Origin of the sequence: Geobacillus sp. LYN3 (assembly GCF_003064505.1) — a bacterium.
In the GTDB taxonomy this organism is placed as follows: domain Bacteria; phylum Bacillota; class Bacilli; order Bacillales; family Anoxybacillaceae; genus Parageobacillus_B; species Parageobacillus_B toebii.
Genome location: NZ_QCWL01000001.1, coordinates 1,686,708 through 1,707,091, shown reverse-complemented (window position 1 = coordinate 1,707,091; position 20,384 = coordinate 1,686,708). Strand labels below are relative to the sequence as shown.

Annotated in this window: 14 protein-coding genes and 2 pseudogenes; 4 read left to right on the top strand and 12 right to left on the bottom strand. The window is 43.6% G+C overall.

Features of this window, described 5'->3' with window-relative positions; translation table 11 throughout:
- The 3 genes and pseudogenes from DCC82_RS08910 to moaD all read left to right on the top strand — a co-directional run.
- Positions 1-327, top strand: a pseudogene (locus DCC82_RS08910) (GTP 3',8-cyclase MoaA); the annotation flags it as partial.
- A 396-nt stretch (positions 328-723) separates the two neighbouring features.
- Complete coding sequence (locus tag DCC82_RS08900) at positions 724-1,194, top strand: molybdenum cofactor biosynthesis protein MoaE (protein ID WP_015863662.1); 471 nt, start codon at positions 724-726, stop codon at positions 1,192-1,194.
- A complete protein-coding gene (gene moaD / locus DCC82_RS08895) occupies positions 1,191-1,421 on the top strand; it encodes a molybdopterin converting factor subunit 1 (protein WP_015863661.1) in 231 nt (76 codons plus the stop codon). Before DCC82_RS08900 ends, moaD begins: the two co-directional genes overlap by 4 nt.
- 337 nt (positions 1,422-1,758) lie before the next feature.
- Here the strand turns inward: moaD and DCC82_RS08890 are convergent, their stop codons facing one another.
- The 7 genes from DCC82_RS08890 to gltB all read right to left on the bottom strand — a co-directional run bounded on the left by DCC82_RS08890 (position 1,759) and on the right by gltB (position 14,354).
- Entirely contained in the window at positions 1,759-2,214 is a 456-nt protein-coding gene (locus tag DCC82_RS08890) for an OsmC family protein (protein ID WP_015863660.1), read from the bottom strand.
- 338 nt (positions 2,215-2,552) lie between these two features.
- Positions 2,553-3,830, bottom strand: coding sequence for a dihydrolipoamide acetyltransferase family protein (locus tag DCC82_RS08885; protein ID WP_097354401.1), 1,278 nt, complete (start codon positions 3,828-3,830; stop codon positions 2,553-2,555).
- A 78-nt stretch (positions 3,831-3,908) separates the two neighbouring features.
- On the bottom strand, positions 3,909-4,943 hold the full coding sequence (locus tag DCC82_RS08880) for an alpha-ketoacid dehydrogenase subunit beta (RefSeq protein ID WP_062679382.1): 1,035 nt from the start codon (positions 4,941-4,943) through the stop codon (positions 3,909-3,911).
- Between the two features lie 28 nt (positions 4,944-4,971).
- The gene (locus tag DCC82_RS08875; protein WP_062679381.1) at positions 4,972-5,964 is read right to left on the bottom strand and encodes a thiamine pyrophosphate-dependent dehydrogenase E1 component subunit alpha; all 993 of its coding nucleotides are present in this window, start codon (positions 5,962-5,964) and stop codon (positions 4,972-4,974) included.
- Positions 5,965-6,161: 197 nt separating this feature from the next.
- Positions 6,162-8,006 (bottom strand): sigma-54-dependent Fis family transcriptional regulator, encoded by a 1,845-nt coding sequence (locus DCC82_RS08870; RefSeq protein ID WP_062755407.1) that lies wholly within the window; start codon positions 8,004-8,006, stop codon positions 6,162-6,164.
- Between the two features lie 101 nt (positions 8,007-8,107).
- Entirely contained in the window at positions 8,108-9,589 is a 1,482-nt protein-coding gene (locus DCC82_RS08865) for a glutamate synthase subunit beta (RefSeq protein WP_097354400.1), read from the bottom strand.
- A 202-nt stretch (positions 9,590-9,791) separates the two neighbouring features.
- Complete coding sequence (gene gltB, locus DCC82_RS08860) at positions 9,792-14,354, bottom strand: glutamate synthase large subunit (RefSeq protein ID WP_097354399.1); 4,563 nt, start codon at positions 14,352-14,354, stop codon at positions 9,792-9,794.
- A gap of 124 nt (positions 14,355-14,478) precedes the next feature.
- Between gltB and gltC the strand changes: the two genes are divergently transcribed.
- Complete coding sequence (gene gltC / locus DCC82_RS08855) at positions 14,479-15,381, top strand: glutamate biosynthesis transcriptional regulator GltC (protein ID WP_062679377.1); 903 nt, start codon at positions 14,479-14,481, stop codon at positions 15,379-15,381.
- A 438-nt stretch (positions 15,382-15,819) separates the two neighbouring features.
- Here the strand turns inward: gltC and dhaM are convergent, their stop codons facing one another.
- The 5 genes and pseudogenes from dhaM to DCC82_RS08830 form a co-directional block, all read right to left on the bottom strand.
- The gene (dhaM, locus tag DCC82_RS08850) at positions 15,820-16,215 is read right to left on the bottom strand and encodes a dihydroxyacetone kinase phosphoryl donor subunit DhaM (RefSeq protein ID WP_015863656.1); all 396 of its coding nucleotides are present in this window, start codon (positions 16,213-16,215) and stop codon (positions 15,820-15,822) included.
- 14 nt (positions 16,216-16,229) lie between these two features.
- A complete protein-coding gene (dhaL, locus tag DCC82_RS08845; RefSeq protein ID WP_097354398.1) occupies positions 16,230-16,844 on the bottom strand; it encodes a dihydroxyacetone kinase subunit DhaL in 615 nt (204 codons plus the stop codon).
- Between the two features lie 19 nt (positions 16,845-16,863).
- A complete protein-coding gene (gene dhaK / locus DCC82_RS08840) occupies positions 16,864-17,859 on the bottom strand; it encodes a dihydroxyacetone kinase subunit DhaK (RefSeq protein ID WP_097354397.1) in 996 nt (331 codons plus the stop codon).
- Positions 17,860-18,338: 479 nt separating this feature from the next.
- Positions 18,339-19,331 carry an NADPH:quinone oxidoreductase family protein gene (locus DCC82_RS08835; protein WP_097354396.1) on the bottom strand — a complete coding sequence of 331 codons (993 nt, stop codon included), beginning with the start codon at positions 19,329-19,331 and terminating at the stop codon, positions 18,339-18,341.
- Between the two features lie 180 nt (positions 19,332-19,511).
- Positions 19,512-20,294: pseudogene (locus DCC82_RS08830) on the bottom strand (amidase); the annotation flags it as partial.
- Positions 20,295-20,384 lie beyond the last annotated feature (90 nt).

Sequence of the window (20,384 nt, the reverse complement as noted above, 5' to 3'; positions counted from 1 at the left end):
GAAAAAGCCTACTTCGGCGAGGTGGCAAGCCGCTACCGCTATGTTGGCACGAACGTGGAAGTCGGCTTTATCACTTCGGTGACCGAATCGTTTTGCCAAAGCTGCACTCGGGCGCGCATTTCCGCTGATGGCACGCTATATACGTGCTTGTTTGCTGCAAGCGGTGTTTCGTTAAAAGAAAAACTGCGTTCCGGGGCCGATAAAGAAGAAATAAAGAAAATGATTGCATCGACATGGAACATGCGGACAGACCGCTACTCGGATGAACGGACGGAGCAAACAGCAAAAACGCGGAAAAAAATTGAAATGTCTTATATTGGCGGATAAACAAACTAGACTTTCTCGTTGGTGGAGCAGTCCGGTTGTTGTTTATTGGGATGCTTCTGTTTCATAAAGAACACGCGAAATAAAATATATTAGGAGAATTAGTTGAAAAATTGACAGAAAAATTTGATAATATCATATAGTTGGAACAAGCATGCAATAAACAAAAAAAACAGCAGCCAATATTAATATGAACTTTTGCCGCTTGATTTCGTGTTTGTCGAGGGCTGCAAACATGAATCATGCTGCGAAACTAAGACAGATTGGGGGTTCGCTGGCACAGTTATCTCATATTATTACGTAGGAATCTTCTTTGCAGCTATCTTTTATTCCATATCCTTTTATTTTCATTAATGATGAAGAAAATGACTTACATTGGTTAATGAGGTGAGAAAAACAATGAATGAACGTCTTTTTATGATTACGGACAAGCCGATTTCCATTGAGAATGTGGTAAAAAAAGTGATGCGTCCCGAAGCCGGAGCGGTGACAACGTTCATGGGAACGGTGCGCGAATGGACAAACGGAAAGCGGACCTTATTTTTACAATACGAAGCGTACGTATCGATGGCGGAAAAAATGCTAGAGCAAATTGGGGCAGAAATTCGCGAAAAATGGCCGGAAACGAAAGTGGCGATTACGCACCGAATCGGCAGGCTGGATATCGGCGATATCGCTGTCGCCATCGCCGTTTCATCGCCGCATCGCAACGACGCGTATGAGGCAAACCGATACGCGATTGAGCGCATTAAACAAATCGTTCCGATTTGGAAAAAAGAACATTGGGAAGATGGAACGGAATGGGTTGGCAATCAATTAGGGACGAAAGCGTATCCAACAGGAAAGCCGGAAGGAGAGGATTTACAATGATCACACTGCTCTTTTTTGCGCATTTACAGGAAGCAATTGGAGAGGAGCGCGTTGTGCTGCCTAACGTTCCTCAAACGGTAAATGCATTAAAGCAGGAAGTAGAAAAGCGTTATCACATTGATCTGAAACAAGTGATGGTCGCGGTGAATGAGGAATATGCCCGCGATGATCAAACACTTCAGCCTGGCGATATCGTTGCCTTTATCCCACCGGTAAGCGGAGGGTGAGAGATTGTTCCAAAATCCTTGGAAGCACTTTTTATGTAAAAACAATGGATAAGCGGTTATCATGGAATAATAATGATCGCGCTCGTTGCCATTGGATGCCCGATATTTGTTGTAACGAGCGGCGCTATTTAAATGAAGTTAAAACTACTTAAGAAAGGCAATGAATCGGGGCTCTTTTCCCAAAGAGCTCCGTTTTCTTTGCCCTGTGGCCGAAATTTTGAAAATAATTTACATCCCTATTCGTTGTGCCTATATCTCGACTAACATCAATCCCCTACCTTAGCTGAGCGCACGAAAAAATAAAGGGATGCACACATCCACCCTTTTTTAGATCTTATTATTTCTTGCTCCATTTTGTATCCACTTGAATCCCGGCATCCAGCAAAAGATTCAATACAGGACATCTTCTCTCCACTTCATTTTTCAGCTGCTCAATTCTTTCTTCACTTTCTTCGGTTTGTATATTCACTTGGAAACGAACTTTTTGGAAATGCGTGCGAACGCCTTCTTCCCCCATTAGTCCCCGGGTATCGATGATGCCTGTCGCTTCAAAATCAATTCCCGAGAAAGTAAATCCTAATTCTTTCGCAACTAATGGAATCATCACTCCATTACAACCGTTCAAAGCTGCAACTACATATTCCAGTGGAGTTGGCGCTGCATCCACTCCTCCTAATTCTGCTGGTTCATCCATAGAAAAAGTAGGAAAATTTCGTATAGAAATATTGGTTTTGACGCCTGATTCCCATTTACCTTTAGCGGACACTTTAAACAATGTAGAAGCTTTAGCCATGCCCTCTCCTCCTTTAGTTAAGTAAATTTATCGGAATTAATTAAATTATAAAAAATTAATGTTCGGGTGTAAAGAAAAATTTCAAGTCATATTTTTATTTTCTGAATCAAACAATGAATATCGTTTTATAATGGAAAAGCCATTTAATCGATAAGGATGATATGATTGTCAAAAGAATACCGTATACCATTGCAATATGAGACACTTACTTTAAACATGCACCTTTTCTTCCTACCTAAACTAAGCATCTATCATCAGAAAAAAAGAAAGCAATCCGAATTGGATTGCTTTCTTTCCCGAACGCCGTGATAAAAACATTTCCAGCTAAATAATACATGCTACAATAACATTTTATATGGCTTTTCCAGATAATTTTTAATGGTAGTAAGAAATTGACTAGCCGGTGCACCGTCTATCACTTGATGATCAAACGTTAAACTCAATGGTAAAATCTTTCTCTTCTGAATAGCATCTCCTACAAAAACCGGAGTATCTGTGACTGTTCCTACCCCAAGAATTCCTACCTCCGGCGGATTTAATACTGGTGTAAAAAATTCAACACCATATGCACCGAGACTTGTAATCGTAAAAGTAGAACCTTTCATTTCCTCACTGCTTAATTTTCCTTCCCTTGCCCGTACGCTCAATTCCTTAATTTTTTTCGAAATTTCTTTTAAAGAAAGTTTCTCTGCATAAGGGATGACCGGAACGACTAGACCGTTCTCCAATGCGACTGCAATTCCTAAATGCACGGAATCATACGTATGAATATTCCCATTTTGATAAAGACTGTTCATTTGTTTATGGGCACATAATGCTAAAACTGTTGCCCGTGCGATAAAATCGGTGATTGTAAGTTTTATATCCGGTTCGTCTTGCAGCTCTTCCCTTAGTTTTTTCTGTAATTCAAGCAATTCTGTCACATCTGCTTTCATATGAATCGTTAGCTGAGCCGTTTGCTGCAGGCTTGCAAACATTCTTGTGGCAATTACTTTTCGCATGCCGGTTACCGGTTTTACGGTGACGCCTTTTTGTTCCGTTGTGATCTGGATTGTTTCTGCGATCGTTATCTGGCCTGTTTCTTCGATCATTTGCTTCTCGCTCACTGGCTGTAAGGATGCTTGTTTTAGTTGAATGGCTTTTTCTACATCTGCTTTTGTTATTCGTCCCTTTGGACCCGAACCTTTAATATTGCTTAAATCGATTCCCGCTTCGCGAGCTAATTTTCTAGCGGCAGGAGAAACGCGCAACATATGTCTAGATGTTTGTCTTAATATTGATTTTGGTTCGATGGTTCCAACAGACACGGCTACTTCTTGCATTGCTTGTTGTGGTGTTTCTTGCGGTGCTTCATTGGACTGATCACCCGCTTCTTCTCCTTCCTGGCCAATGTAGCCAATTACTTTCCCTACTTCCACCGTTTCATCTTGTTCGACAAGGATCTCTAATAACACCCCATCTTGCGGTGCTTCAATATCTGTCTCAATCTTATCAGAGCTAATAACAACGACCGATTCCCCTTTTTTCACCTTATCTCCTTTTTTCTTTAACCACTCTACAACCGTACCTTCTTTCATACTCATTCCTAGCTTTGGCATGAAGATTTCAACCGCCATTCCTATCTCTCCCCTTTTTCGATTGATACAAGGAATGCGTGTTGCTCAAAATTGCTTTTAGCAACACGCTTGAATTTATTAAACTGCTACAATCGTTTCATCTCCTATCATTTCAGCTACTGCCTGAAGCACTTTTTCTGGAGTTGGCAAGTAAAGATCTTCTAATGTTGGTGAAAACGGAACAGGACAATGCGGAGCAGTAATCATCTTAATCGGAGCATCTAAATAATCAAACCCTTTATCTGCTACAAGAGCAGAAATATCTGTCGCTGCACTGCATCTCGGATTTGCTTCATCAATGATAATCAATCGTCCTGTCTTAGCTACAGAAGATAAAATTGTTTCCTCATCCAGCGGGGACAACGTTCTTGGATCAATGACTTCTGTTTCCAGTCCTCTTGTTTTCAACATATCCGCTGCCTTTAAGGCCGTATGCACTTGTTTTCCGATCGCCACAATGGTCAAATCACTGCCTTCTCTTTTAATATCTGCTTTTCCAAGAGGAATGGTATAAAATCCTTCTTCCACTTCTCCTTTCATGTTATAAAGTGTTTTATCTTCAAAAAAGATGACCGGATCATCATCAAAAATAGAGGCAAGTAAAAGGCCTTTTGCATCAGACGGGGTAGAAGGAACAACGACTTTTAACCCTGGTATATGGGTAAAAAGCGCATATAAGCTTTGTGAATGTTGTGCGGCCGCGCGAAATCCAGCACCGTGCATCGTTCGTATGGTTAAAGGCACTTTCGCTTTTCCGCCAAACATATAACGAAGTTTTGCTGCTTGGTTCATTACTTCATCTAAACAACTTCCGATAAAATCATTAAACATCAATTCTGCAATCGGTCTTAACCCCGTTGCCGCCGCTGTAACAGCTGCACCAATATACCCAGCTTCCGCAATCGGCGTATCTAATACTCTTTCTCTTCCAAACTCTTGAACGAGACCTTTTGTTACACCCATTACTCCTCCCCAAGCTTCATCATCTTGCAAGTGATCTACAGCCGCACCGCCAGCAACATCTTCTCCCATCAAAATAACATTTTCATCTTTGCGCATCGCAAGCTTCATCGCTTCATTAATTGCTTGTGAGAAAGAAATTGTTCTTGTCATAATGGTTTTTACCTCCTAACTTTTATGATTAATAGGATACATAGACATCTTTTAAAAGATCTTCTTCCGATGGGAATGGGCTTTTTTCCGCAAAATCTACCGCTCTCTCAATCGCTTCTGCTACATTCTGTTCTATTTCCAATAGTTCTTGTTCTGATAACAGCTGATTGGAAAGAATATAGTTGCGAAATCTTACGATGGCATCTAACTCTTTTAAATGTTTTTCTTTTTCTTCCGATGGTTTATACGTTTGTGCATCCCCTTCAAAATGGCCATAATTTCGATATGTTTTACATTCAATTAAAGTTGGTCCTTCCCCATTGCGAGCTCGTGTTATTGCTCTTTCTGCCGCTTCATATACGGCAATGACATCTTTGCCGTCAACAATCTCTCCCGGAATGTTATAAGCGGCCGCCCGGTCTGCAATGTTTTTGCAGCTCGATGCGTATTCAAAAGGAGTTGCTTCAGCATAACCATTGTTTTCCGCGACAAAAACAACCGGCAGTTTCCAAATAGCCGCAAGATTGATTCCTTCATGAAATGTGCCATGGTTATTCGCTCCATCGCCAAAGAAACAAATGGTCACAGCACCTGTTTTCTTCAATTTCGCCGTCAAACCAGCTCCGACCGCCAGAGGAAACCCGCCACCGACTATTCCGTTAGCACCAAGCATTCCTTTTTCCACATCGGCAATATGCATGGATCCCCCTTTTCCTTTGCATAATCCTGTTGCTTTTCCGTAAATCTCCGCCATCATTCCATTCAAGTCGCAACCTTTTGCAATACAGTGGCCGTGCCCGCGGTGTGTACTCGTAATATAGTCTTTTTCATTCAAATGAGCACAAACTCCTACAGCTACTGCTTCCTCGCCGGCATATAAATGAACAAATCCTGGCAAAATACCTTTGCTGAAGATTTCGTGAACTTTGTCCTCAAACTGACGAATTTCACACATTTTCTGATACATCCACTTTGCTCTTTCTTTCGTAATACTCTTGGATTCTGGCTTTGTCACTGTCATGCTTCCATCCTCCTTAATTAAAGTGAATTCTTCTCATTTTCTAACCATGCAAGTAATGTGCCAACAAAAAAAAAAAAAAAAAAACGCTTANAAAAAAAAAAAAAAAAAAAAAACGCTTACAACAATATTGTTGTAAGCGTTTTTAAAAAATTAAATTTTAACTAATCTCATTTTTTCTCATTCTTTCTCATTTTGTCTCATATCAAATGATACTTCTTTAATTTTCGGTAAAATGTACTGCGAGGAATATTCAACTCAGCTGCCGCTCTAGCAATATCGCCTTTTGTTTTTTGAAGCATATCCATAATATGATTTTTTTCAATCTGTTCCCGATAGGACAAAGTTTCTTGATCTGACTTCATATTTTCTCCCTGACTTTCCCATCCAATGAACATCGATTTGAGCTCCGGAATAGATGGAATATGATCTCCATATTCAATTCGAACTCGCTCTAACACGTTAAATAATTCTCGAATATTTCCTGGCCAATGATAGGTCATAAATAGTTGCATCACTTCATCAGGAAAGGAAACAGACCAATTGTTTTTTTGGCAATAGTACTGAATCAAAAACGGTATATCCTCTTTTCGTTCTCTTAACGCCGGAACTTTAATCGGATATACATAAATGCGATAAAATAAATCTTCCCTTAACTTTCCTTCTCTTACTAATTGATATAAATCGCAGTGTGTCGCTGTTATTACTCTCACGTCAATAGGAATTGGTTTCGTTCCGCCAATAGGAATGACTTCCCTTTCCTGCAAAACCCTTAAAAGCGCAATTTGCATTTCCAAAGGTATTTCGCCAATTTCATCGAGAAAAATGGTTCCACCATTTGCTTGGACAAATTTTCCTTTATGTCCCGTACGTTTCGCTCCCGTAAATGCCCCCTCTACATAACCAAACAGTTCGCTGCCAATTAGTTCCTTTGGTATCGCACCGCAATTAATCGCAACAAACGGGCCGTTTTTTCTGGCACTGTTTTGGTGAATAGCGCGAGCAATCAATTCTTTCCCTGTTCCCGTTTCTCCGGTGATATAAACAGTGGCATCTGTTTTCGCTACCTTTTCACAACTTTTTATTACATTTGCAAATGATTTGCTCCTACCGGTTACTCCTTCAAAATGAAATGTCGTAGAAACAAATTTAAAATCATTATTTTTTGTCTTTTGAATCGTAACTTGATAACCAATAATATCATGATGAATAGAAGAATAAATGGGAGTTTGGGATTTGATAATCCAATGATCGCCACAAACATCTTCCAGCGATCGATCAAGCATGTTTGAAAAGGAAGAGCGCAAACAATGATTCACCCAGACAATACGTCCTTTATGATTGCATATCACCACAGGGGAATTTGTATTTTCCATATTACGACTATACTTAAACAACTCCAATTCATCTTCTTTTGCTTGAATGTGGAATCGTTGCTCGATGGTATATGCCGCGGCAACCACAGTGGCTAAAACATGGTCGTGAAACGGATAATGATTGATGGGGTAAGAAACATCGATAATTCCGACAAGTTCTCTCTTTTCGTCATAAATAGGTGTTGCGGAACAAACCCATTGATGGGAAGCAACGGAATAATGTTCTAAGCCAACAATCGCAATAGGCTCATGGATTCGCAAAGATGTGCCAATGGCATTTGTCCCGACTTCATCTTCTGTCCACTTTACACCTTCCACAAATTTTATTCCTTCAGCCATTTTCATTGTTTGTTTATGTCCCTTTGCATATAAAACATATCCTTCTCGATCGACAAGAAGAAAAATAGACTTGGTTTCTTGAAAATATTTTTGCAGCTTTTCTAAAATAGGTACGGCAATATGAAGCAATCGTTGATTCCGCTTTTTTCTTTCTGCCAGCAAATGCGGCTCTAAAATCATCTTTCCTTTTCCGTCATAGGGGTTCACATTTTTCTGGCGGCAGAGATGCCATGATTCTGCAATTCTTTTATTCATCCTTGCATGGTCCAAAATTCCTTCACGAACAAAGCGCTGCCAAATTTCGCGTCTAGATGGATCTATGATATTCATATCCATCCCCTCCAACACTGAATATCAGATAATGTTTACATTCGTTTTTTACATGAAAAAATCCTCTCGAAAACCAGTTGTTTTCAAGAGGATTTTCCACATCACGGCAAATTCGTTGTTCCCATTAAGAAACGATCGACTTCTCTTGCCGCTTCCCGGCCTTCGTGAATCGCCCAAACGATTAAGCTTTGGCCTCTGCGGGCGTCTCCGGCCGCAAATACTCCTTCGACATTGGTTGTGTATTTACCGTACGGCGCTTTAACTTTATTGTTGACGGTCTCGACGCCGAATTGCTGCAAAATCGGCTGCTCCGGACCTTCAAAGCCGATGGCGATAAATACTAAATCACATGGCCAAACTTGTTCGGTGCCCGGAATCTCTTTAAATATCGCTTTGCCGTTTTCATCGATGATTTTTTCCATTTGAATCGTATGAAGCTCTTTGACTCGCCCGTGCTCATCGCCAACAATTTTTTTCGTCTGAATGCAATATTGCCGCGGGTCAGCACCGAATTTCGCTTTCGCTTCTTCATAGGCGTAATCCAGTGTAAATACAAGCGGATATTGCGGCCATGGATTATTTTCCGATCGTTGTTCCGGCAATGCCGGGTGCTTGCCAAACTGCACAACGCTTTTGCACCCTTGCCTTAATGCAGTGGCAACACAGTCCGCGCCCGTATCGCCTCCGCCGATCACAATGACATGCTTGTCTTTCGCATCGATGAAGCCGCCGTCTGCAAAATTCGAGTCAAGCAAGCTTTTTGTCACACCTGTTAAATAATCCATGGCAAAATGAACACCCTCAAGCTCTCTTCCTTCAATCGCAAGGTCACGATGTTTTTGCGCACCGATGCATAATACGATGGCGTCATATTGAGAACGCAGCTCTTCGGCGGTGATGTCTTTTCCAACTTCCGTATTGGTTATGAACGTAATCCCTTCTTGTTCTAAAAGCCGAACTCTCCGCTCGACAATTTCTTTTTCTAGTTTCATATTTGGAATGCCATACATTAATAACCCGCCGACTCGGTCAGCCCGCTCGTACACCGTTACCGAATGGCCCGCTTGATTGAGTTGGTCGGCGCAAGCAAGACCGGCAGGCCCAGAACCGACAATCGCCACTTTTTTTCCTGTTCGTTTTTGCGGAATCCGTGGCTGAATCCATCCTTCGGCAAACCCTTTATCAATAATCGCCCTCTCGATTCCTTTGATGGCGACAGCCGGGTCGGAAATCGCTACCGTACAGGAACCTTCACAAGGCGCCGGACAAACTCTTCCGGTAAATTCTGGGAAGTTGTTCGTTTTCAGCAACCGCTCGAGCGCCTCTTTCCATCTGCCTCGGTAGACTAAATCGTTCCACTCCGGGATCAAATTATGAATCGGGCAGCCCGATGTCAGCCCGTTCAATTCCATTCCCATATGACAAAACGGAGTCCCGCAATCCATACAGCGGGCGCCTTGTCTTGCAAGCGTTTCATCGGAAAACGGAAACGCATATTCTTTCCAATCGTTGAGACGGGAAAGCGGGTCACGTTTTGTTTCTTCCTCGCGTGCATATTCCATAAAGCCGGTTGCTTTTCCCATGATCGTTTTCCCCTCCATTTCCGTACCATTCCATTGAACCTCTATACGATAGAAATCGGCAGATTCTAAAAAAGTTTTTTCTACACCTTCGCAACGCTTGTTCTGCTCGACTTCCTGGACGTTTTCACATCGTGTCGGATTGGTTCTCCCCGTAATTGAAATCACATGCTGTTGTGATCAGTAACGATGGCGAAGCGATCGCTTATTTAGCGACCGCTTGTAATGCGAGTGGTTCGTTTACCGCAACTTTTTTTTGTTTGGCCACCGCTTCAAAAGCAGCCATCATCGCCTCATCTTGAGAAAGCCCGGATTGTTCCATCGCTTTAATTGTTTCGATCATCAATTTGTAGTTTCTCGGAATGACTTTCACAAATTTTCCGACATACTCATTCCAATGCGCCAAAATGTGAGAAGCTTTTATGCTTCCGGTATATTGGTAATGTTTTTCAATCATTTGACGCACTTCATTGATCTCTTCTTCCTCTTCGAGACGTTCGAACAACACTAATTCTTTATTCGCGGTTCTTTGCCATTCGTTTTCATCATCGGATAGCACATAAGCGATTCCTCCGGACATTCCTGCCGCAAAGTTTTTCCCGACAGAACCAAGGATCACCACACGTCCTCCTGTCATATACTCACAGCCGTGATCGCCGACGCCTTCAACGACAGCGTTCACGCCGCTGTTTCGCACGCAGAACCGTTCGCCGGCGCGTCCGCGAATATATGCTTCTCCGCTCGTCGCCCCATAGAAAGCGACGTTGCCGATAATGACGTTATCCGCAGAAGCAAACGATGCTTCTTCTGGCGGACGGACGATCACTTTTCCGCCGGAAAGGCCTTTTCCGACATAGTCGTTCGCATCGCCAACAAGCGTCATCGTCATTCCTTTTGGAACGAAAGCCGCAAAGCTTTGTCCGGCAGAGCCTGTGAAATGCAGTCGAATCGTATCTTCCGGAAGCCCTTCTTCTCCATATCGTTTCGATATTTCGCTTCCCGTAATCGCTCCGACGGTGCGATGAACATTTCGAATAGGAAGATGAAGCTCGACTTGTTCTTTTTTCTCTAACGCAGGTACTGCCGCCGGCAAAATTTCGTTATAATCCATCGTTTGTTCGATTTTATGCTGCTGCGGACGAGCAAATGTCCGTGGACCGTCTACTTGATAAAGTAAACGCGACAAATCCAAATGCTTCGCTTTCCAATGTTTTTTCGCACGCTCGCTCACTTTTAAGACATCGACTCTTCCGACCATTTCGTCGATGGTGCGGAAACCGAGCTGTGCCATTATTTCACGCACTTCTTGGGCAACGAAATACATGAAGTTGATCACGTGTTCCGGTTTTCCCATAAACTTTTTGCGAAGCTCTGGATTTTGCGTTGCCACGCCAACCGGACATGTATCAAGATGGCATGCCCGCATCATCACACAGCCTAAAACAACAAGCGGGGCTGTCGCAAAACCAAATTCTTCAGCGCCGAACAATGCGGCCATCACAACATCGCGTCCAGTCATTAATTTTCCGTCTGTTTCAAGCACAACACGGTCACGCAAGCCATTTAACATTAACGTTTGGTGCGTTTCCGCAAGACCGAGCTCCCACGGAAGCCCAGCATGCTTAATGCTCGTTTTTGGCGACGCTCCTGTACCGCCGTCGTAACCGCTGATGACAATAACATCCGCATTTCCTTTCGCAACGCCGGCCGCAATCGTGCCGACGCCTGCTTTGGAAACAAGTTTCACGCTGATCCGTGCATCTCTATTGGCATTTTTCAAATCGTAAATAAGCTGCGCCAAATCTTCAATCGAATAAATATCGTGATGCGGAGGAGGAGAAATCAATTCTACTCCAGGCGTAGAGCCGCGCACTTTTCCGATCCACGGATACACTTTATTGGCAGGCAACTGTCCACCTTCGCCAGGTTTTGCCCCTTGCGCCATTTTGATTTGCAATTCATCGGCGTTGACTAAATAATGGCTTTTGACGCCAAAGCGGCCGGAAGCGATTTGCTTAATCGCGCTTCTGCGCAAATCCCCATTTTCATCTGGCACGTAACGGCTCGGATCTTCTCCACCCTCGCCGCTATTGCTTTTTCCTCCGATGCGGTTCATTGCGATAGCGAGCGCTTCATGCGCTTCTTTGCTTAATGAACCATAAGACATCGCACCTGTTTTAAAACGGCGCACGATCGATTCAACCGGCTCGACTTCCTCAATCGGAACCGGCGTTCTCGTTTCATCAAATTCAAACAAATTTCGCAAAAAGGTCATGCGCTCTTCATTCGCCAATTTCGAATATTGTTTGTACAGCTCATAATCGTTTTTCCGGCACGCCCATTGAAGCAGATGAATCGTCTTTGGATTGAATGCGTGATGTTCTCCGTTTCGTCTCCATTGCAGCTCGCTGCCTGGGTCTAATGTATCGTCTTTGTATGTCGTTTGGAATGCGGCTTCATGGCGCATTTTCGCTTCTTTAGCAATTTCCGCTAAACCGATGCCGCCGATTTGGGATGCCGTGCCTGTGAAATATTGTTCGATCACTTCTTCACCGATGCCGACCGCTTCAAAAATTTGCGCACCGCGGTAGCTTTGCACCGTCGAAATTCCCATTTTCGACATGACTTTGACAACGCCATCGGTAACCGCCTTTTTATATTTGTTCACCGCTTCATGATAGGAAAGCGAAATGACTCCGTTTTCCACAGCGCTGCGAATCGTCTCCAGCGCCAAATACGGATTTACCGCATCCGCGCCGTATCCGATTAAAGCGGCAAAATGATGCACTTCCCGCGCTTCGCCGCATTCGACAATAATGCTTACATTCGTGCGCGTTCCTTTTCGTACAAGATATTGATGAAGCGCACTTGCGGCAAGAAGCGTCGGAATGGCGACATGACGTTCGTCAACGCCTCGGTCAGACAATACAAGAAGCACCGCGCCGTTTTCCATCGCCTTTTCCGCTTTTTCAAACATTTCATCAAGCGCTTTTTGCAAGTCGTCGGTAAATAATGTCGGAATCGTCACACATTTAAACTCAGGATACGGGTTCGACTTTAACGCAGCAAGTTCTTCGTTCGAAAGAATCGGTGTATCCAAGCAAATACGGCGGGCGGCCGATGCATCCGGATGAAGAATATTTCCTTCTTTTCCAAGAAGCGTCATCGTCGATGTCACAATATATTCGCGAATCGCATCAATCGGCGGGTTGGTGACTTGCGCAAACAGCTGTTTAAAATAGTTAAACAAGCTTTGCGGACGGTCTGACAACACCGCAAGCGGCGCATCCATTCCCATCGCGCCTGTCGGGTCTTTTCCTTCTTTCACCATCGCGATGATCGTTTTTTCTACATCTTCATACGTATAGCCGAACGCTTTTTGCAATGTGACAAGATTTTTGACCGGCTCCGTATATTCTGGAATATCGAGATCGTTTAACGTCATCATTTTTTCGTTCAACCATTTGCGGTACGGCTTTTCTTTAGCGATTTCTTCTTTAATTTCCTCATCAGAAATAATCCGGCCTTGCTCTAAATCGACTAAAAGCATTTTCCCTGGGCTTAAGCGATCTTTATATAGCACGTTATTTGGATCTACATCAATGACACCGACTTCCGATGAGAAAATAATATAGTCATCTTTTGTCACATAATAACGCGCTGGCCTTAAACCGTTACGGTCTAAAATCGCGCCGATTTGTCTGCCGTCCGTAAACGAAATCGCCGTTGGGCCGTCCCACGGTTCCATTAAGCAGCTATGGTATTCGTAAAACGCCTTTTTGTCATCATCCATTTCGCCGTCCCAGAACCATGGTTCCGGAATGAGCATCATCGCCGCATGAGCCAATTTTTTCCCGGCTAAGACGAAAAATTCAAACGCATTATCTAAAATGGATGAGTCACTGCCGTTCATATCTAAAATCGGCGTAATTTTTTGCAAATCCTCACCGAAAAGTTCAGATACAAATTGCTTTTCCCGCGCCATCATCCAATTGACGTTTCCTCTTAGCGTATTGATTTCGCCGTTATGAATTAAATAGCGGTTTGGATGCGCTCTTTCCCAGCTAGGGAATGTGTTTGTACTAAAGCGGGAGTGAACGAGGGCAAACGCCGATTGAAACCGTTCGTCCTGCAAATCGACGTAAAATTCATCCAATTGTTCCGGTGTAAGCAATCCTTTATATACAATCGTCCGGCTTGAGAGGCTGGCGAAATAACATTCATTATTTTGAACAAGCTTTTCCGCCTGTTTGCGAATGACATACAATTTTCGTTCAAATGCAAGCTCATCTTGAATATCGTCGCTTGCTGCGATAAACACTTGGCGGATAAACGGCTTGCTTTGTTTTGCGAGTTTTCCGAGTTTTTCGATATTTACAGGCACAGTGCGCCAGCCTAACAGCGTCTGTCCTTCTTTTTTGATGATTTTATTGATTTCTCTTTCATAATACAATCGTTTTTCCTCATCTTCCGGCAAAAAGACCATGCCGACGCCATAACGCCCTTTTGGCGGAAGCTTCATTTTTCCGCACGCCACTTGGAAATATTCGTGCGGAATTTGTACCATAATACCCGCGCCATCGCCTGTTTCTGGATCGCTTCCTTGCCCGCCGCGATGTTCAAGCTGACGAAGCATATGAAGACCTTTTTTTATAATATCGTGGGACGGCTTTCCTTTTAAATGGGCGTAAAAGCCGATACCGCACGCATCATGCTCAAATTCAGGACGATAAAGCCCCTGCGCTTTCGGTAGCCCGTAATGTTTCATCTTGCTTCCCTCCCGTTCCATTTGCTCCGTACATATAATTGTAGTTTTCAAAAATAATATAAACAATATATAATTTAGATTAAATTAATCTCATTTTGAGATTAATAGCAGGGAGGGGAAGAAAATGGAGCTAAGACAACTTCAATATTTTTTAGAAGTGGCCAAACGGGAGCACGTTTCCGAAGCGGCGGAAGCTCTTCATGTCGCACAATCCGCCATCAGCCGGCAAATTGCTAATTTAGAAGCCGAACTTGGCGTACAGTTATTTGAACGGGAAGGACGAAACGTGAAACTCACCCCTGTCGGCCGCCACTTTTTACCTCATGTGGAGACAGCGCTGAAAGCGATTGAATACGCCAAGCAGCAAATCGAAGAATATTTAGACCCGGAACGCGGGACGATCAAAATCGGCTTCCCAACGAGTCTAGCAAGCCATACGATGCCGATGGTCATCTCCGCTTTTAAAGAAGAGCATCCAAATGTGTCGTTTCATTTGCGGCAAGGAGCTTACAAATATTTAATCGAAGCGGTGAAAAAAAGAGAAATCGATTTGGCGTTTCTCGGGCCTGTTCCAACTGGTGAACCAGGCATTAAAGGGGAGATTTTGTTTTCGGAAATGTTTGCCGCCCTTCTTCCAAGCAACCATCCGCTTGCCAAACGAGACAGCTTAGTACTAAATGAACTGCGCAACGAACCGTTTGTGACATTTCCTGAAGGGTACATTTTGCATCAAATTGTTCTCGATGCCTGCCAGCAAGCAGGATTTTCCCCGATCATCTCATCGGAAGGCGAAGATTTAGACGCAATTAAAGGTCTCGTCTCCGCGGGGATTGGCGTCACTCTTCTTCCGGAAAGCGCCTTTTATGAAACGGTGCCCCGCTTCGCGGTAAAAGTGCCAATCGAAATGCCGCAAGTCAAACGAAACGTTGGCATTATCATCTCTGACCATCACGAACTGGCGCCGTCGGTCAAAGTGTTTTATCGGTTTGTGAAAGACTTTTTCGCCCAGTTGGAGCGGTATCAATAAAAAACATTGTCCAGCTTTTTTAATAAAAGAAGGTGAACTTGATGACGAATGTTTACTTTTACCCAGATAATTATAGTAAGGAAGATTAGAGGAATATGGCTCGATAGTAAATATTGCAAAACAACTTCAAAATTACAAAGTAGTAGTTAAAGAATAGATATTTGAATACACATTAACTTATTTGAGTAACAAGTGGGCAAGTTTAATAAAAGCGAGAAAACCCTTCTAGATTGGGTTTCCCTTAATTTTATCCAATTTATCAACATTAACATTTAACAGAACCATCTGAAAAAGAAAATGTACCAACATCGGCAGCAGCAAAATTTTTTCGCGGTCAAGCAAATAAAATCCCCGGAAATCATTGTGATTCCGGGGATTTTCTATCAATATTTCCTCATGTTTTCGCTTTCCATTATTGCCATAGTTTGCTCATTCCACCTATGAACGCGCCACTTTCACCATCTGTTTCGCCTGTTCGCACGCCCGGACGATTTCATCGAGCGATTTTCCCAATCCCGCTTCCACCGCGGCGATATACGCTCCTTCCACCAACGGAGCATCGGCAATCACGATATGATCTGTTTTCTCGAGCATCTCGATCGCCAATTCCGCGTTCATCAAAGCGCTGCCAAGGTCAAACAGAATGACAACCCCTTTTTCCGAATAGACGGATTCAATCGCTTCTTTGATGCGGAAAGCGTTCGTCCCGATCTCCCCATCGTTTCCACCGGCAACTGCGATGTTGACATCGGGTTGGACTTGATTTAATAATTTCTTTAAACCGCTTACAATTTCCTCGCTGTGCGAAATTAATACAAGGCTGACATGCTTCATGAATGATCTCTCCTTTATCCCTCGAGCACTTCCGCTAAAGCGGCAAACAACAAATACGAAGAAGCCGAACCTGGATCGATGTGGCCGATCGATCGCTTTCCTAAGTAAGCGGCGCGCCCTTTTTTCGCCTCGAGTTCTTTTGTATGTTCCATTTTTTCTTTCGCGAGAAGTGCTGCTTCTTTCGCTCGCATGCTTCCCTTCTCCCGCAACAACTCTATGACCGGCTCCCACACATCAACCATCGTTTTTTCGCCAACGCTTGCTTTTCCGCGCGCTTTGATTCCGTCTAGCGCCGCTTCTAACGCTGCGATCAGCTCTTTATCATCCGCTTCCTTTTTTCCCGCGAGCGCAAGCGACATTTTCAAAAAAGCAGTGCCGTATAACGGTCCCGACGCTCCTCCGACTTTTGCAATTAGCGTCATGCTTACATCTTTGAAAAGCGAACCGAGATCTTCGTAATTGGTAGAACTGATTTTTTCAACTACTTCTTGAAATCCCCGCGCCATATTTAATCCATGGTCGCCATCGCCGATTGCTTGATCGAGCTCCGTTAAATATTGTTTTTGTTGTTGAATGTGATCGTTTGCGATGTTCATCCATCGTTTTGCCTGTTCCACGCCAAACGCCATGATGATTTCTCCTCTCCCTTTATTTTTTCAACGCAATCGTATCGGCAGGCGCATCTAACAATTCGATTAAGGAATCATCCAATTTCAATAGCGATATCGAGCATCCCGCCATTTCCAGCGAGGTCATATATTCTCCGACAAACGTTTCATGAACATGAATTTGTTTTTCCTTTAACATTTCTGATACTTTTTTATTCACAATATACAGCTCCATTAACGGTGTCGCGCCAAGCCCGTTAATCATCACTGCGACTCGATCGCCTTTTTCTAGTTTCATATCATCGAAAATTTTGACAAGCAGCGTTGCCGCAATTTCGTCTGCTGGTTTGATCGTTGTTTTTTCAATTCCCGGTTCTCCGTGAATGCCGATGCCGACTTCAATTTCATTTTCGCCAAGTTCAAAGCCTGGTTTCCCCGCTGCCGGCACGGTGCACGGAGTAAGTGCCATTCCCATGGAACGGACGTTTTGCACCACCTTCTTCGCTACCGCTTCTACTTCTTCCAGCGATGCGCCGCGCTCCGCCAGCGCCCCTGCAATTTTATGAACGAACACTGTTCCCGCGATGCCGCGCCTCCCTGTCGTAAACGTGCTGTCTTCCACTGCGACATCATCATTTACAATGACTTTCGCGACGTTAATGCCTTCTGCTTCAGCCAACTCCGCAGCCATTTCAAAATTCATGACATCGCCCGTATAATTTTTGATAATCAACAATACGCCTTTCCCGCTATCGACTGCTTTGATCGCCTCAAGCACTTGGTCAGGCGTCGGTGAGGTGAACACTTCCCCGCATACCGCTGCATCTAACATTCCTTTGCCGACATAGCCTGCGTGCGCCGGTTCATGCCCGCTGCCGCCGCCGCTCACGATTCCGACTTTTCCTTTTACTGGGGCATCGTTTCTCACAATCACATTCGTACCCGGCAGCCTTCTCAACCGATCACGATAAGCGGCAACCATTCCTTCCAACATATCATTGACAACCTGATTTGGGTCGTTAATTAGTTTTTTCATCATTCTCTCCCCCTGTTGTATGATTGGATCATTTCTATCTTCTTACATTCTACCATAAATACTGACTATTATTTCTAAATTTTGTATGTCAAACTCACACATAAAATCAATCAATATTTTTTCCTGTTTGAAATGTGAACAAATTTCAATAAACAATCAGGTTATGAAAATGCTTGTTTTTAATAGTGTTTTTTTAGAAAATGAAGTATTTACTACATAGTTTAATAAGAATACATAAAAGCAAAACGAGAATGTAAGATTATAAAAGGAATTGAAAAATAAGATACATCAGACTAAACCCTTATGTTAGGTCAAGCGGTCTGAACGGATCATATTCTTCGTCAGCAATTCTAGGTAAGCCATCTATCACTTTTTCTAGTAGTTTGACTTATTCATTCACCCAAAATAAAAACCCCATACCCGAATTCTCGGGATGGGGATAACAGAAACATATTCTCCTCCTGATTGATGCCGATGTATTATGAAAGCTTTACCACCGTTCTGCCGCGCAGTTTGCCTTTTAAAATATTCGATAACGCCTCAGGAAGCTGTTCGAGAGTAACTTCCTGCGCAATCGATTCTAATAGTTTATCAGGTTTTAAATCGCTGGCCATTCGTTCCCAAATTTGTTTTCTTAACTCCATTGGGCAATAGACAGAATCAATGCCTAATAAACTTACACCGCGAAGAATAAATGGAAAAACGGTTGTTGGAACGTCCGTGCCGCCTGTCAGCCCGCTGACTGCCACGGCGCCATTATATTGGATGCGGCTTAAAACAGTCGCAAGTGTTCTCCCGCCGACAGGGTCCACTGCCGCTGCCCATTGTTGTTTATCTAACGGGCGGATCTTCTCGGCACATACATCTTCTCGGGAAAGAATTTCTTTCGCGCCGAGCTCGCGCAAATATTCATGTTCTGTTTCTTTGCCAGTGCTTGCGACCACTTCATAGCCCCGTTTTGCCAGCATCGAAACCGCCAAACTGCCGACACCGCCGGTTGCCCCAGTGACAAGCACTTTCCCTTTTTCCGGGGACAGGCCGTTTTCCTCCAAGCGGTGAATCGATAGTGCCGCCGTAAAGCCAGCTGTTCCTAAAGCCATTGCCTCTTTTAATGTCAATCCTTTTGGAAGCGGGACGAGCCAATCTCCAGGAATACGGGCGTATTCACTGTACCCTCCGTAATGCGTCACACCAATTTCATAGCCAGTTGCGATGACTTCGTCTCCTTCTTTAAAATGCGGATCATCCGAAGAAACAACAATACCAGCTAAATCAATCCCAGGGATAAACGGATATGTTTTTACAATTTTTCCATCAGGAATGGACGCCAATCCGTCTTTATAATTGACGCTGGAATATTGGACCTTGATCAAGACATCCCCTTTTGGAAGGTCATCCATGGAAACAGTTTGTACATTGACGGTAAAATCTGTTTCGGTTTTATTTACTACTAACGCTTTGAATTCGCTCACAAGACATCCCCCTCAAAATTTTTCCATATTCTTGTCTTAACGATAACAAAATTATTCCTGCTGGTCAAAATATTTTTGTTGTCCAAGTCGTGTTGCATTACCCCTGCTTCACGTTATTCGGGGATATCCATCCATACATAAAAACCTCCCCTCTCCCATCGGAAAGGGAAGGCCGTTTTCTTACTGTTTAAGAGCAATCGGGTTTTGTTTTAACTCTGGATGCAACTTTTCAAACACGTCGGCAATGTTTAATATTTTTCCTTCTTGGAAGGCCGGACCGACTATTTGCATGCCTATAGGAAGACCTTGCGCAAAACCGCACGGTACCGTTACAGCTGGCAAGCCCGTCAAATTGAACGGACCAGTAAAACGAATAATATGGTCAAGAAAATTCACTTCTTTTCCATTTAATAGCACCGTATCTTGGCCGATTTTCGGAGGCAGCAACGGAAGCGTCGGGGTAATGATGACGTCTACCTTATTGAATATCTCCATAAATTCGCGATCCAACTGCAAACGAATTTGCTGCGCCTGCAAGTAGTCCACAGCGGACGGTATTTCTCCAAGCTTCAATAGAAAACGGACATCGTCACCAAAATCCTCTTCTCTTTCTACTAAATTATGATGATGAATAGCGTTAGCTTCCGAGATAATCGTAATCATTTCCGCGTATTGCGCATATTGCAATGTCGGAATTCGTACTGTTTCGACGATGGCGCCTTCACGCTCCAGCGATGAAATGGCATTCTTCACCGCTTTTTCCACTTCTGCATCCACATTGTCAAAGAAATATGGTTCTATACCGATTTTTACACCTTTGACGGACTCCGTTAATTGCGTGGAATATCTAGCTGTAGGGGCATCGATAGAGGTCGGGTCTTTGGGGTCATAGCCTGCAATCGCTTCTAAAACATAAGCAGCATCTTCCACCGTTTTCGTCATCGGACCGATGTCAACTACCCAACGGCTAAAGCCGTGGGTTTGCAACTAGCCTAATTGGCTGCCGCGTTCGGCTGGTTGACAGCAGCCCTGCGGATGTTTTCCGCAGCCACG

Excerpts from the sequence above, each read along its gene's own strand:
- dhaL (WP_097354398.1), bottom strand. The coding sequence starts at position 16,844 with ATGGCGTTTGGCGTGGAACAGGCAAAACGATGGATGAACATCGCAAAC.
- DCC82_RS08900 (WP_015863662.1), top strand. The coding sequence starts at position 724 with ATGAATGAACGTCTTTTTATGATTACGGACAAGCCGATTTCCATTGAG.
- gltC (WP_062679377.1), top strand. The coding sequence starts at position 14,479 with ATGGAGCTAAGACAACTTCAATATTTTTTAGAAGTGGCCAAACGGGAG.
- moaD (WP_015863661.1), top strand. The coding sequence starts at position 1,191 with ATGATCACACTGCTCTTTTTTGCGCATTTACAGGAAGCAATTGGAGAG.
- DCC82_RS08865 (WP_097354400.1), bottom strand. The coding sequence starts at position 9,589 with ATGGGAAAAGCAACCGGCTTTATGGAATATGCACGCGAGGAAGAAACA.
- gltB (WP_097354399.1), bottom strand. The coding sequence starts at position 14,354 with ATGAAACATTACGGGCTACCGAAAGCGCAGGGGCTTTATCGTCCTGAA.
- dhaM (WP_015863656.1), bottom strand. The coding sequence starts at position 16,215 with ATGAAGCATGTCAGCCTTGTATTAATTTCGCACAGCGAGGAAATTGTA.
- DCC82_RS08885 (WP_097354401.1), bottom strand. The coding sequence starts at position 3,830 with ATGGCGGTTGAAATCTTCATGCCAAAGCTAGGAATGAGTATGAAAGAA.
- DCC82_RS08890 (WP_015863660.1), bottom strand. The coding sequence starts at position 2,214 with ATGGCTAAAGCTTCTACATTGTTTAAAGTGTCCGCTAAAGGTAAATGG.
- DCC82_RS08875 (WP_062679381.1), bottom strand. The coding sequence starts at position 5,964 with ATGACAGTGACAAAGCCAGAATCCAAGAGTATTACGAAAGAAAGAGCA.
- dhaK (WP_097354397.1), bottom strand. The coding sequence starts at position 17,859 with ATGAAAAAACTAATTAACGACCCAAATCAGGTTGTCAATGATATGTTG.
- DCC82_RS08880 (WP_062679382.1), bottom strand. The coding sequence starts at position 4,943 with ATGACAAGAACAATTTCTTTCTCACAAGCAATTAATGAAGCGATGAAG.
- DCC82_RS08870 (WP_062755407.1), bottom strand. The coding sequence starts at position 8,006 with ATGAATATCATAGATCCATCTAGACGCGAAATTTGGCAGCGCTTTGTT.